The sequence below is a fragment of the Roseococcus pinisoli genome (genome assembly GCF_018413645.1).
In the GTDB taxonomy this organism is placed as follows: Bacteria; Pseudomonadota; Alphaproteobacteria; order Acetobacterales; family Acetobacteraceae; genus Roseococcus; species Roseococcus pinisoli.
In genome coordinates this window covers 107,390-119,504 of record NZ_JAHCDA010000001.1, presented here as the reverse complement: position 1 = coordinate 119,504, position 12,115 = coordinate 107,390, and the positions used below count along the sequence as shown (strand labels likewise).

Annotated in this window: 12 protein-coding genes; 7 read left to right on the top strand and 5 right to left on the bottom strand. The window is 69.9% G+C overall.

Annotated features, from left to right (window positions below; all coding sequences use genetic code 11):
- Window positions 1–142: 142 nt before the first annotated feature.
- A complete protein-coding gene (gene wrbA, locus KHU32_RS00550; RefSeq protein WP_213668109.1) occupies window positions 143–742 on the top strand; it encodes an NAD(P)H:quinone oxidoreductase in 600 nt (199 codons plus the stop codon).
- A 4-nt stretch (window positions 743–746) separates the two neighbouring features.
- Here the strand turns inward: wrbA and KHU32_RS00545 are convergent, their stop codons facing one another.
- Window positions 747–1,700: a 2-hydroxyacid dehydrogenase gene (locus KHU32_RS00545; protein WP_213668108.1), complete on the bottom strand. Its 954-nt coding sequence runs from the start codon at window positions 1,698–1,700 to the stop codon at window positions 747–749.
- 158 nt (window positions 1,701–1,858) lie between these two features.
- Between KHU32_RS00545 and KHU32_RS00540 the strand changes: the two genes are divergently transcribed.
- Window positions 1,859–3,328 (top strand): amidase, encoded by a 1,470-nt coding sequence (locus KHU32_RS00540; RefSeq protein WP_213668107.1) that lies wholly within the window; start codon window positions 1,859–1,861, stop codon window positions 3,326–3,328.
- A 70-nt stretch (window positions 3,329–3,398) separates the two neighbouring features.
- On the opposite strand, the gene KHU32_RS00535 is transcribed toward KHU32_RS00540, so the two are convergent.
- Window positions 3,399–3,896, bottom strand: coding sequence for a hypothetical protein (locus KHU32_RS00535; protein WP_213668106.1), 498 nt, complete (start codon window positions 3,894–3,896; stop codon window positions 3,399–3,401).
- Between the two features lie 260 nt (window positions 3,897–4,156).
- The gene (locus tag KHU32_RS00530; protein ID WP_213668105.1) at window positions 4,157–4,654 is read right to left on the bottom strand and encodes a hypothetical protein; all 498 of its coding nucleotides are present in this window, start codon (window positions 4,652–4,654) and stop codon (window positions 4,157–4,159) included.
- A gap of 263 nt (window positions 4,655–4,917) precedes the next feature.
- Here KHU32_RS00530 and KHU32_RS00525 point away from each other — a divergent pair, with 263 nt between their 5' ends.
- From KHU32_RS00525 to KHU32_RS00515, 3 genes are all read left to right on the top strand, one after another.
- Complete coding sequence (locus KHU32_RS00525; protein ID WP_213668104.1) at window positions 4,918–5,517, top strand: nitroreductase family protein; 600 nt, start codon at window positions 4,918–4,920, stop codon at window positions 5,515–5,517.
- 7 nt (window positions 5,518–5,524) lie between these two features.
- A complete protein-coding gene (locus KHU32_RS00520; protein ID WP_213668103.1) occupies window positions 5,525–6,283 on the top strand; it encodes a phytanoyl-CoA dioxygenase family protein in 759 nt (252 codons plus the stop codon).
- 96 nt (window positions 6,284–6,379) lie between these two features.
- On the top strand, window positions 6,380–6,928 hold the full coding sequence (locus KHU32_RS00515) for a Yip1 family protein (RefSeq protein ID WP_213668102.1): 549 nt from the start codon (window positions 6,380–6,382) through the stop codon (window positions 6,926–6,928).
- Window positions 6,929–6,988: 60 nt separating this feature from the next.
- Here KHU32_RS00515 and modA read toward each other — a convergent pair whose 3' ends face one another.
- Window positions 6,989–7,768 carry a molybdate ABC transporter substrate-binding protein gene (modA, locus tag KHU32_RS00510; protein WP_213668101.1) on the bottom strand — a complete coding sequence of 260 codons (780 nt, stop codon included), beginning with the start codon at window positions 7,766–7,768 and terminating at the stop codon, window positions 6,989–6,991.
- Window positions 7,769–8,014: 246 nt separating this feature from the next.
- Window positions 8,015–8,350: a winged helix-turn-helix domain-containing protein gene (locus tag KHU32_RS00505; protein ID WP_213668100.1), complete on the bottom strand. Its 336-nt coding sequence runs from the start codon at window positions 8,348–8,350 to the stop codon at window positions 8,015–8,017.
- A 103-nt stretch (window positions 8,351–8,453) separates the two neighbouring features.
- Here KHU32_RS00505 and KHU32_RS00500 point away from each other — a divergent pair, with 103 nt between their 5' ends.
- The gene (locus KHU32_RS00500) at window positions 8,454–9,944 is read left to right on the top strand and encodes an aldehyde dehydrogenase family protein (RefSeq protein ID WP_213668099.1); all 1,491 of its coding nucleotides are present in this window, start codon (window positions 8,454–8,456) and stop codon (window positions 9,942–9,944) included.
- 38 nt (window positions 9,945–9,982) lie between these two features.
- The gene (locus KHU32_RS00495; RefSeq protein ID WP_213668098.1) at window positions 9,983–12,097 is read left to right on the top strand and encodes a molybdopterin-containing oxidoreductase family protein; all 2,115 of its coding nucleotides are present in this window, start codon (window positions 9,983–9,985) and stop codon (window positions 12,095–12,097) included.
- The last annotated feature ends 18 nt before the right edge of the window (window positions 12,098–12,115 follow it).

The following is a 12,115-nucleotide window of genomic DNA, read 5'->3' as shown; positions in this document are numbered from 1 at the left end:
CTGGACAATATTATCCTGGTTTTCTGAAAATGTGCCGGGGCCTAGATGGAATTCGAAGCCCAGCCCCACGCCGGGTGATCTCTTTCGCCAAGCCGGCCCGCTCCCGTGGCCTCACATCAGGCGAACCATTCAGGAGGCCGACATGGCAAAGGTTCTGGTGCTCTACTACTCGTCCTACGGCCACATCGAGACGATGGCCGGCGCCGTCGCCGAGGGGGCGCGCGCGGCCGGCGCGCAGGTCGACATCAAGCGCGTCCCCGAGACGGTGCCGCTGGAGATCGCCCAGGGCGCGCACTTCAAGCTCGACCAGGCCGCGCCCGTGGCCCAGGTCTCCGACCTCGCGGATTACGACGCGATCATCGTCGGCACGGGCACGCGCTTCGGCCGCATGTCCTCGCAGATGGCGGCCTTCCTGGACCAAGCGGGCGGCCTCTGGGCGCGCGGCGCGCTGAACGGCAAGGTCGGCGCGGCCTTCGCCTCGACCGCGACGCAGCATGGCGGGCAGGAGACGACGCTCTTCTCGATCATCACCAACCTGCTGCATTTCGGCCTGGTGATCGTGGGCCTGCCGTACAGCCACCAGGGCCAGATGGCGCTGGGCGAGGTCGTCGGCGGCGCGCCCTACGGCGCCACGACCATCGCGGGCGGCGACGGCTCCCGCCAGCCCAGCGCGATCGAGCTGGAGGGCGCGCGCCACCAGGGCGAGCTGGTGGCGAAGACGGCGGCGAAGCTCTTCGGCTGAGCCGTCAGGCCTCGGGCAGCAGCGAGGAAAGCGGCCGCCCCGCGACGAAGGCGTCCAGATTGTCGATCAGCACCTTCTGCTGGTCGCGCTGGGCGCCGCGCGAGAGTGCCGCCATATGCGGCGTCAGCACCGCGTTCTCGAGCGCCTTCAGGCGCTCGGGCACCTGGGGCTCGTTCTCGAAGACGTCGAGGCCGGCGGCGAGGATTTTCCCCGTCTCCAGCGCCTCGCAGAGCGCCGTCTCGTCCACCACGCTGCCGCGGGCGATATTGACCAGCACGCCCTGCGGCCCCAGCGCTTCCAGGATCTCCGCATTCACCGCGTGGCGGTTCTCCGCGCTCGCGCGCACGGCCACGACCAGCACATCCGCCCAGGCCGCGAGCTCGTGCAGGCTGCCGAAATAGGCGTGCTCCGCCTCCGCCCGGCGGGAGCGGTTGTGGTAGCCGATCTCCATCTCGAAGGCGGCCGCGCGGCGAGCGATCTTCAGCCCGATGGAGCCCATGCCGTAGATGCCCAGCCGCTGCCCCGCGAGGCCCGGCGTCATCGGCACGCGATCCAGCGCGAGATTCGCCCATTGGCCCGAGCGCACGACGCGGTCGCCGCGCGCCACGCCGCGCCCCGCCGCGATGACGAGGCCCATGGCGAATTCCGCGACGGAGGTCGCGTTCGCATCGCCCGCATGGGTGACCGCGATGCCCCGGCGCGCGGCCACGGCGCGGTCCACGCCCTCGAAGCCCGTGCCGTAGCAGGAGATGAGGCCGAGCTCCGGCAGCGCCTCGATCAGCGCGGCATCGGTCCGGAGGCTGCCGAGGGTGATCAGCGCCCGCGCCTTCTCCGCGCCCGGCGGCACGGGCAGCGGGTTGTCGCGGTCGAGCGGCCCGAAGATCTCGAAGCGGTCCGCCAGCCGCTCCCGCAGCTTCGGAAGAATGGGCATGGCGAAGAGGAGGGCAGGCTTGGACATGGGAGAAGCTTCCGGCTGACGGATGCTGCAATGCAGCATGCGGGGGCGGGCGTCGCAAGGCTCCCGGGAGGGCCCGCGCAAATTGCTTACAAGGACTCTCGCACAAGAGCCGCCGCGCAGGCTGGGCGGCCCCGCGAAGCGGTGCCAGACTTCGCGCCATGCATGACGATCTGATCCGCCTGACCGCCACCGAGGCGGTGGCCCGCCTTCAGCGCCGCGAGGTCTCGCCGCTGGAGCTCATCGATGCCGCGGAGGCGCGTGCCGCCGCCGTCGAGCCTGAGGTGAACGCGATGCCGACCCTCTGCTTCGACCGCGCGCGCGATCACGCGAAGCGGCTGATGGCGGGGCAGGGGCGGGAGCTCGAGGGCCAGGCCGGCTGGCTCGGCGGCCTGCCGGTCAGCATCAAAGACCTGACGGACGTCGCCGGAGTCCGCACCACCTACGGCTCGCCGATCTTCAAGGATCACGTGCCCTCCGCCTCGCACCCCGTGGTGAAGCGGATCGAGGCGCATGGCGGCATCGTCGTCGGCAAGTCCAACACGCCGGAATTCGGCGCCGGCGGCTCCACCTTCAACGAGGTCTTCGGTCGCACCCGTAATCCCTGGAACACCTCCCTCACCTGCGGCGGCAGCACGGGCGGCGGCGCGGTCTCCGTCGCGACGGGCGAGGTCTGGCTCGCCCAGGGCACCGATCATGGCGGCAGCCTGCGCCGGCCCGGCACCTATTGCAGCGTGGTGGGCCTGCGCCCCTCGCCGGGCCGGGTGACGCGGGGGACGGTGAACAACACCTTCTCGCCGCTCTCGGTGCAGGGGCCGATGGCGCGCAACGTGCCCGACCTCGCGCTGTTCCTCGACAGCATGGCCGGCTGGTGCCTGGCCGACCCGCTGACCTACGACGCGCCGGCCCGCAGCTACGCCGAGGCCGTGGCGGCGGCCGAGGCCGAGCGGCCGAAGCGCATCGCCTTCACGGCCGACTTCAACGGCCAGCTGCCGGTGGACCGCGAGACGCGGGAGATCTGCATGAAGGCCGTCCGCGCCTTCGAGGCGGCGGGCTGCATCGTGGAGGAATTCGCGCCCGATCTCGCGCAGCTTGGCGAGGCCTTCCTCATCCTGCGCAGCCAGTCCTTCGTCGTGGACCGCGAGGCGCAGCTGCAGACGCATCGGGACCTCATCAAGCCCGACATCATCTGGAACACCGAGCGCGGGCTGAAGGCGACGCCGAGCCAGCTGGCCTGGGCGGATCGCGAGCGCGCGGCCTTCTATCGCCGCATGGTCGCACTCTTCTCGAAGTACGACGTCTTCGTGACGCCGGGCGCCGCCACGCCGGCCTTCGACGTGATGCTCCGCAACCCGGACACCATCGCCGGCGTGAAGCTGGAAAACTACATGGCGGGCTCGATGATCAATGCGGCGATCACGCTGGCGGGCTGCCCCGCCGTCGCCGTTCCGTGCGGTTTCGACCAGTACGGCCGGCCGGTCGGCCTGCAGGTGGCCGCGCCGCCGCGCCGGGACGACATCGCGCTGCAGGCGGCGGCCCTGTTCGAGCGCGCGAGCGGCCTCGCCGCCCTGGTGCCGATCGATCCGCGCCCCGGCACGGTGCCCCCGTCGGAGCTGCCCGCCGGCGGCTAGGGGCGGGCCCTTTCCGGGTCATCGCGGCGCGGCAACTGGTGCCGTGCCGATGATCCGGCCCGATGGGCCGCTATCCCAGGGCGTCGTTGACCGCGATCTTTTTATGGAAGGCCAGGGTCAGCACGCCGAAAGGAAAGATATTCGGGTTGAACTTGATCTGCGTGATCTCGGGAATCTCTGCCTTGGTGGCCTTGCGCGGTGGGCTCAGCGCGGCCTTGAAGCCAGGATCATTGTACAGATAGACGAAATGAAAATTATCGAAATAGCTTTTGGGGAACTTGGACCAGGTCTGCTGGGAACTGACGGCGAAGTGATTTAACTGGTCCAGCTCTACAGAGCTGTATACCGCCCAGATATCGATGTAGTTGTCCTCCGCGACCGGATGGGCCTGGGTTGTGCAGACCCCATAGCCATAAATTGTTGCCGCCTCGATATTGTTGGCGACGTAGAATCCTTGCCCCAGCTCTCCGCCCGAATTCGCGTCCCAATCGCTGGCGACGGGCTTGATGCCCTTATCCAGTGAGCTGTGATGACGCCGGCTGGTCCCGTGGTAGCCAATCTTGGTCATCTGTCCGCGATCCGACTTGTTTGACGAACAGATGATCCTGGTGGGTCCGGAGATATGTCAATACTTTATGAAATTTCACCTATTCTGTGACAGGTTCAGAAAATTTCCCGAATAACTGTCATTAATCAGGTGTGCGAATACCCGGAATCACGGATATCAGCCCATGATGTAATGGGTCGTGGCGGTTTCCTGCGGCGCTTTGCTGGCCGGCAGAATCCGCGTGATTTCACTCGACGCCCAGCCTGGGCGCCTGTCCTGCATTAATGAAGCATCATCCCGGCCGGCCGTTCCATCGCCTGGGCGGGCATGGCCTGGGCGGGCAGCCGGTGGCCGGCGGCGGACATCATCGCGGTGAAGCGCTCCGCACCCCGCAGCGCCGGTGCCACCGAGCCAGGGGGCACCCAGTCGGAGATGACGTCGAGCGCCGACAGTGTGTCGTCGTTCTGCAGGGCCTCGACCAGGCGCAGCATGGCGACCTCGTCCGCGCCGAGCGAGGGGCAGCGGCAGCAGCGGACCTCGATGATCCGCTGCGCGGACTCGCCGACGACCGACATCATCAGATCGAAGCCCACGGCACCCGCCGAGGCGACGCCCGCCAGGCGGAACATCTCCCGCCAGTCGGGGTGCGGCGTGCCGGGGCGCATCAGCGGCGCGACCCAGGCGCGCAGCGCGGCGACGACGAAAAGCTCCTCCGGTCCGAGGTCGAGCAGCGCGCGCTCGCCAGGGGCGGGATGGTGGTCGGGATTGCAGGGCTCCATCGGGGACGGGACCTCAGTTCGAATTGGCGGGCGGGGGCGGGGCCTGGAGAGGTCCCGGGCCAGGCAGGGGTTTTTCGGCCATGGTTTGCGAGACGGCGCCCGGCGTGGCGAGGAGAAAGGGGGAGAGCGGGGCACAGCGCATCGTCATGTCTCCTGACTGGCTGCGCAAATCTATTGCGATTGAGAGTGATTCGCAATTAGAATTTCACCTCACGGACCAGACGTCCCTTTCGCCCGGTCCTCCCATGTCGGAAACTGACCCCATGCCGGATCATCTCGCTCCTCCCCCTTCCGCGCTCGACGCCCTGCTGGGCCGGGCCTCGGTGCCGCCACGCCTGCTGCGCGCCCCGGTGCCCGACCGCGCGGCCCTGGACCTCGCGGTGTCCGCGGCGCTGCGGGCGCCCGACCATGGCGGCCTGCGGCCCTGGCGCTTCGTCTTCATCGAGGGCGAGGCGCGGCGGGCGCTGGGCGACCTCCTCGCCGCCTCGCTGCTGGCCCGCGCGCCCGACACGCCGGCCGAGCGCCTGGAGATCGAGCGCGGCAAGCCGCTCCGCGCGCCCCTGGTCGTGGCGGCCGGCGCGGCCATCAACCATGACCGGCCCGGCGTTCCGCCCTGGGAGCAGGAGGCCTCGGCCGCGGCCGGCATCATGAACTTCCTGCACGCCCTCGACGCGACGGGCTTCGGTGGCTGCTGGCTGTCGTCGCCGTCGCTGAAGGATCCGGCGGTGCTGACCGCCCTCGGCTTCGCGGCGGGCGATTCCCTGCTGGGCTGGATCTATGTCGGCACGCCCGAGGGCGACCGCCCGCGGCCGATCCGCCCCGCGCCGGAGGCCTTCAGCCGGTACTGGACGCCCGGCAGCTGAGCTCGGGATGGCGGCCGTCCTGGACCGCGAGGCCTTCGCCCGGGACGGGTTTTCCGTCATTCGCCGCGCCGTGCCCGAACCGCTCCTGTCGGCGCTGGACGGCGCGGTCCGGCGCGTCCAGGCCACGGTCTCTGGGCTGCCGCCGTCCCTGCTGGCGCGACTGACCTTCGAGCGCGACCTGCCGGAAGCACATCGGGGCGGCATCGCCGCGGCCGAGGTGGGCGATGCCATCTTCATCCTCGGCGATCCCGTCGCCTTCGACGATGTCTTCTGGTCCGTCCTGCGGGAGCCGGCGATCGGGGGCGCCGTGCGCGATGCCGTCGGCGTGCCGGAGGTGGTGGCGCATTTCATGAACGTCACCATCAAGCACCCGCGCTTCGGGCGCCGCATCGGCTGGCATCGCGACTTCCCGAATCGCTATGCCTGCCCGGCGACGCCGAGCTTCGTGCGCGTGATGCTCTGCCTCGACGGCATGACGGAGGAGGGCGGCGCCACGACCTTCCTCCCCGGCTCCCATCTGATCGACGATGCCGCGGCCCGCGCGCATCCCCGGCCGGAGGAGGCGCAGCTGCACGAGGCCGTGCCGGTGCTCTGCGATCCGGGCGATCTCGTCGTCATTCACCCCAAGGTGCTGCATGGCGGCGGCATGAATGCCTCGGGCCGTGCGCGGCGGAATATCGTGCTGCAGGCGGGGGATGCGGCGGCGCTGCTCGACGTCGTGCCGGAGCAGGAGGAAGTGGCGGGCCATCGCCTCGGGCCTGCCTGATCGGCTGCCGGGCGGCGGCAATTCTTGCTTCGGCGCAAGGTCACCGCGCAGTATCGCGCCGCGCCATGTCCGGCGCGGAAGAAGGGGAGACCGCGAATGGATATCGTGTCGCGCGTGAAGGGCCTGCTGGCCCAGCCGCATGTCGAATGGAATGCGGTGGCGGCGGAGCCCGCCAGCGTGGGCGGCCTCTTCACGGGCTACGTCATGCCGCTTTCCGCGATCCCGGCGATCGCCGGCTTCGTCGGCGCCTATCTGATGATCGGCGGCCTGGTGTCGACGGGCGCGCTCCTGACCGGCGCGGTGATCAGCTACGTGCTCGGCCTGGTGGGCATCTTCATCCTGGCCAAGATCATCGAGCTGCTGATGCCGACCTTCGATGCCCCGAAGGATGGGTTGGCGGCCATGAAGCTGGCGGCCTACGCGCCCACCGCTTCTTGGGTCGCGGGCATCTTCCTGCTGATACCGGTGGTGGGCGCGCTGCTTTCGCTCGTGGGCGCGCTGTACAGCGTCTACCTCTTCTACCTCGGCGCGCCGATCGTGGCGCGGATACCGGCGCAACGGGCCGTCGTCTTCACGATTGCGGTCTTCGTGGTGGCCCTGGTGGTCAACCTCGCGATCGGCGGCGTCGTCTCGCTGCTGTCCTGAGGGCGGCGCGGATCCCGATCATGCGGCCTCGCATGATCGGGTTCTCCGGAACCAAAAGCCTCAGCGGCGGGTCAGCCCGAAGCCGTAGCGCTGCCAGACCGGCGCTGCCTCGGGACCAGTCAGATAGGCCAGCAGCGCGCGGGCCTGGGCACTGCCCTCCGCCCGGCGGGTCAGCGCGAAGGGGTAGGTGACCGGCGCGTGGCTCTCCGCCGGGAAGGTGCCGACCACGCGCACGCCCGTGCTCGCCGCCGCATCCGTGGCGTAGACGATGCCGTAGGGCGCCTCACCGCGCTCCACCAGCAGCAGCGCCGAGCGCACATTGTCCGCACGGGCGAGGCGCGGGGCGATCGCGTCCCACTGGCCCATCCAGGTCAGCGCGGCCTGGGCATAGCGGCCGACGGGCACATGCGCCGGGTCGCCGGTCGCGATGCGGCCATTGGCGCCGAGCAGGGCCGCCAGGTTCGTCGTGCGCGTGAGCTCCACGGGCTGGGCCGCGTTGGAGGGCGCCACCAGCACCAGGGCATTGCTGATCGGGCTCACGCGGGTCGCGTTCACGATCAGGTTGCGCTCCTGCAGGTAGTCCATCCAAGGCTCGTCCGCGCTCATGAACAGCTCGGCCGGCGCGCCCTGCTCGATCTGTCGGGCCAGGGCCGAGGAGGCCGCGAAGGAGAGGCGCGGCGCCGGATTGCCGCGGCTCTGCCATTCCTGCGCGAGGGTGCGCATCGCATCGGTCAGGCTGGCTGCGGCGAAGACCGTGAGCGGCGCCTCCTGGGCGCGGGGCATGGCGGGGGCGGCCAGCAGGCCAAGGACCGCGAGGGCGGCGAGAAAGCGGCGTTGCATCTGGGGCTCCTTGGACTCAGTTCGGCGTAAAGGCAGGCGCGGCGAAGCGGATGGCGGGGCCATCGTCCGTCGGGCCGGTCAGGAAGAAGGGGGCGAGGCGCAGGCGTGCCGGACCCGACTTCCCGCCACCGTCGGCAGCGCGCTCGCGCACAGTTCGACGGTCTTTGCGGTCGGATGGGTCATGGGCCGCTCCACCTGGAGCCATCGTTATAGCCCATGAACTATAGCGGACGACAAGCCGCGCGATCAGTCGCCCGGCGGTCCCGCGGCGCGCTGCGCGGCGGCCTCGACGTCGCGGTAGCGCGCGATGAGCGCGCGCCCCGTCTCGGTGAGCGTGGCGCCGCCGCCCCGCTGGCCGCCCGGCGTGCGCGTCACCACCGGCGCGCCGATGGCGACGTCGAGCGCTTCGACCAGCCCCCAGGCGCGCGGATAGGACATGCCGAGCGCCCGCGCCGCGGCGGCGATCGAGCCCGTCTCGGCGATGGCCTCGAGCAGCGCGATCTTGCCGGGCCCGACCTTGCCGCCGGAGGCGAGGTCGAGCCGGATGCTCACGCGGAAGGGAAGGGTGGCAGGATCGGACACCGGCCCATTGAAGCCTGCCTGCGCGCCGCTGTCAGCCTTGGCGGATGGACGGTCGGCCGTCATCGCGTTATAAAGGGAAAAATATAACGAAGGAGGTTCAAGCATGAACGTCGATGTCCGAGTGACTCGTCACCCCTTCCTGGACGGCAAGCTCAAGCGCATGCTGATCGACGGGAAGTGGTTGGAGGCTGCCTCCGGGAAGACCTTCGAGACCTTCAACCCCGCCACCGGCGAACTCCTGGCCACCGTCGCCGAAGGCGATGCCGAGGATATCGACCGCGCCGTCACGGCCGCGCGCCGCGCCTTCGAGGGGCCCTGGTCCCGTGTGAAGCCCTTCGAGCGGCAGAACCTGCTGCTCAAGCTCGCCGACCTCGTCGACAAGCATTTCGAGGAGCTGGCCGACCTCGACACGCTCGACATGGGCGCGCCGATGAGCCGCACGCGCGGCAGTCGCCTGCGCGCCGTCGGCATGCTGCGCTACTATGCCGGCCAGACGACGGCCATCCATGGCGAGACCATCGAGAACTCGCTGCCCGGCGAGGTCACCTCCTTCACGCTGAAGGAGCCGGTCGGCGTCGTCGGCGCCATCATCCCCTGGAACGGCCCGCTGACGGCGACGATCTGGAAGATCGGCCCCGCCATCGCCACCGGCTGCACCGTGGTGCTGAAGCCGGCCGAGGAGGCGCCGCTCACCCCGCTGCGCCTGGCCGAGCTCTGCATGGAGGCGGGCATCCCGCCGGGCGTCGTGAACGTCGTCCCCGGCTATGGCGAGACGGCGGGCGCCGCGCTCTCCGCCCATCGCGACGTGGACAAGGTGGCCTTCACCGGCTCGCACGTCACGGGCCAGAAGATCATCCAGGCCTCGGCCGGTAACCTCAAGCGCGTCTCGCTGGAGCTCGGCGGCAAGTCGCCGGACGTGGTCTTCGCCGATGCCGATCTCGACGCGGCGGTGCCCGGCGCGGCCATGGCGGTCTTCGCCAATTCCGGCCAGATCTGCAGCGCTGGCACGCGCCTCTTCGTCGAGCGCAAGATCTACGAGGAGTTCTCCCAGCGCGTCGCCGATTTCGGCAAGACGCTGAAGGTGGGCGACGGGCGCGACCCCGACGTGCAGGTCGGCCCCCTGGTTTCCGTCGAGCAGCTCGATCGTGTCACCGGCTATCTCTCCATCGGCCGGCAGGAGGGCGCGCGCCCGCTCTCCGGCGGCGAGCGGCTGACCGAGGGCGCCCTGTCCAAGGGCTTCTTCGTGCCGCCGACCGTCTTCGCCGACGTGAAGGACGACATGCGCATCGCGCAGGAGGAGATTTTCGGGCCGGTGATCTCCGCGATCCCCTTCGACGACATCGAGGAGGTCATCACCCGCGCCAACAACACGGGCTTCGGCCTCGGTTCGGGTCTCTGGACCCGTGACGTGACCAAGGCCCACAAGCTGGCGAAGTCGATCCGCGCCGGCTCGGTCTGGATCAACTGCTACCAGGCGATGGACCCGGCCGTGCCCTTCGGCGGCTACAAGATGAGTGGCTACGGGCGCGAAAGCGGCAAGCAGCACGTCGAGGAGTACCTCAACGTGAAGTCGGTCTGGATCAAGACCGGCTGAGCAGGCAGTCTGGCGGGCACCATGACCGAGGTGCCCGCATGAGTACCAAGACCGAGGGGCGGGGCGTCTTCGAAAGCTCCGTCTGCCCCCATGACTGCCCCTCGACCTGCGCGCTGGAGGTCGAGGTGATGCCCGGCGCACGGCGCATCGGCGCGGTGCGCGGCGCGGCCGCCAACAGCTACACCGCCGGCGTCATCTGCGCGAAGGTCGCGCGCTATTCCGAGCGCGTGCACCACCCCGACCGCGTCACGCAGGCGCTGCTGCGCACCGGCCCCAAGGGCTCCGGCCAGTTCCGTGAGATCGGCATGGAGGAGGCGCTGGACCGCGTGGCGGAGCGCCTCATGGACGTCGCCGCGACGCATGGCGCCGAGGCGGTCTGGCCCTATTACTTCGCCGGCACCATGGGCCTCGTGCAGCGGGACGGCATCAACCGCCTGCGCCACGTCATGCGCTATTCCCGCCAGCGCAGCACCATCTGCAGTACGGTCTGCGAGTCCGGCTGGATGGCCGGCGTGGGCAAGTTTACCGGCCCCGATCCGCGCGAGATGGCGAAGTCCGACCTCATCGTCATGTGGGGCGGCAACCCCGTGGCGACGCAGGTGAATGTGATGACCCACGTCACCCGCGCCCGGAAGGAGCGCGGCGCGCGGCTCATCGTCGTCGATCCTTATCGCACCGGCACCGCCCAGGCGGCCGACCTGCACCTGCCGATCCGCCCCGGCACGGATGGCGCGCTGGCCTGCGCGGTGATGCACGTCGCCTTCCGCGACGGTTTTTGCGATCGCGACTACATGGCGCGCTACTCCGATGCCGATCCGGGGCTGGAGGCGCATCTGGCCGAGCGCGGGCCCGAATGGGCCTCGGCCATCACCGGCCTCTCCGTCGAGCTCATCGAGGCCTTCGCGCGGGAATATGGCGCGACCGAGCGCGCCTATATCCGCTGCGGCTACGGCTTCTCTCGCTCGCGCAACGGGGCGGCCGGGCTGCATGCCGTGACCTGCCTGCCCACCGTCACCGGCAAGTGGCGGCACGAGGGCGCCGGGGCCTTCTGGAACAACCGCGGCATCTACCACTGGAACAAGACGCTCATCGAAGGGCTCGACCGCAAGGACACCTCCATCCGCGAGATGGACATGTCGCGCATCGGCGCCGTGCTGACCGGCGACCGGAAGGAACTCGGCGACGGCCCGCCGGTCCATGCGCTCTTCATCCAGAACGTGAATCCCGTGACCGTCGCGCCCGACAGCAACCGCGTGCGCCGCGGCTTCCTCCGCGAGGACCTCTTCACCTGCGTGCACGAGCAGTTCATGACCGAGACGGCCCGCATGGCCGACATCGTGCTGCCCGCGACCATGTTCCTGGAGCACGACGACCTCTACCAGGCGGGCGGCCACAGCCACATCCAGATCGGCCGCAAGCTCATCGAGGCGCCAGGCGACTGCCTGTCCAACCATGAGGTCACGGCCGCGCTGGCGAAGCGCCTGGGCGCCGAGCATCCGGGCTTCGGCATGACGGCGAGGGAGGTGATCGACGCCACGCTGCGTGCCTCCGGCTGGCCTGGCGTGGAGGAGGTGATGGCGGGCCGCTGGGTCGACGCGCAGCCGGATTTCACGGCGAGCCACTTCCTGGAGGGCTTCGGCCACAAGGACGGCCGCTTCCACTTCCGCCCCGACTGGGCCGCCATCGGCCCCGATCACGCCCGCATGCCGAAGCTGCCGGACCACATGGCCACGATCGACGAGGCGAGCGCGGCGTATCCCTTCCGCCTGGTCACGGCGCCGGCGCGGCAGTTCCTCAATACGAGCTTCACCGAGACGCCGACGGCGCGGAAGCGCGAGGGCCGCCCCACCGCAATGGTTCATCCCGAGGATGCGGCGCGCCTCGGCATCGAGGAGGGCGGGCGCGTCCGCCTCGGCAATGGCCGGGGCGAGGTGATCGTCCATGCGAAGCTGTTCGATGGGCTTCAGCCCGGTGTGATCATCGTGGAAAGCGTCTGGCCCCATGCCGATTTCGAGGGCGGCATGGGCATCAACGCCCTCACCAGCGACGATCCTGCGCCGCCGGCCGGCGGCGCGGTCTTCCACGACACGGCCGTCTGGATGCGGGCCATCGCCGCGCAGGCCACGGAAACGCCGGCCCTCGCGGCGGAATAGCCGGCGAAAACGATCGTG

Coding starts and splice junctions, on each gene's coding strand:
- wrbA (WP_213668109.1), top strand. CDS start 143: ATGGCAAAGGTTCTGGTGCTCTACTACTCGTCCTACGGCCACATCGAG.
- KHU32_RS00545 (WP_213668108.1), bottom strand. CDS start 1,700: ATGTCCAAGCCTGCCCTCCTCTTCGCCATGCCCATTCTTCCGAAGCTG.
- KHU32_RS00540 (WP_213668107.1), top strand. CDS start 1,859: ATGCATGACGATCTGATCCGCCTGACCGCCACCGAGGCGGTGGCCCGC.
- KHU32_RS00535 (WP_213668106.1), bottom strand. CDS start 3,896: ATGACCAAGATTGGCTACCACGGGACCAGCCGGCGTCATCACAGCTCA.
- KHU32_RS00530 (WP_213668105.1), bottom strand. CDS start 4,654: ATGGAGCCCTGCAATCCCGACCACCATCCCGCCCCTGGCGAGCGCGCG.
- KHU32_RS00525 (WP_213668104.1), top strand. CDS start 4,918: ATGCCGGATCATCTCGCTCCTCCCCCTTCCGCGCTCGACGCCCTGCTG.
- KHU32_RS00520 (WP_213668103.1), top strand. CDS start 5,525: ATGGCGGCCGTCCTGGACCGCGAGGCCTTCGCCCGGGACGGGTTTTCC.
- KHU32_RS00515 (WP_213668102.1), top strand. CDS start 6,380: ATGGATATCGTGTCGCGCGTGAAGGGCCTGCTGGCCCAGCCGCATGTC.
- modA (WP_213668101.1), bottom strand. CDS start 7,768: ATGCAACGCCGCTTTCTCGCCGCCCTCGCGGTCCTTGGCCTGCTGGCC.
- KHU32_RS00500 (WP_213668099.1), top strand. CDS start 8,454: ATGAACGTCGATGTCCGAGTGACTCGTCACCCCTTCCTGGACGGCAAG.
- KHU32_RS00495 (WP_213668098.1), top strand. CDS start 9,983: ATGAGTACCAAGACCGAGGGGCGGGGCGTCTTCGAAAGCTCCGTCTGC.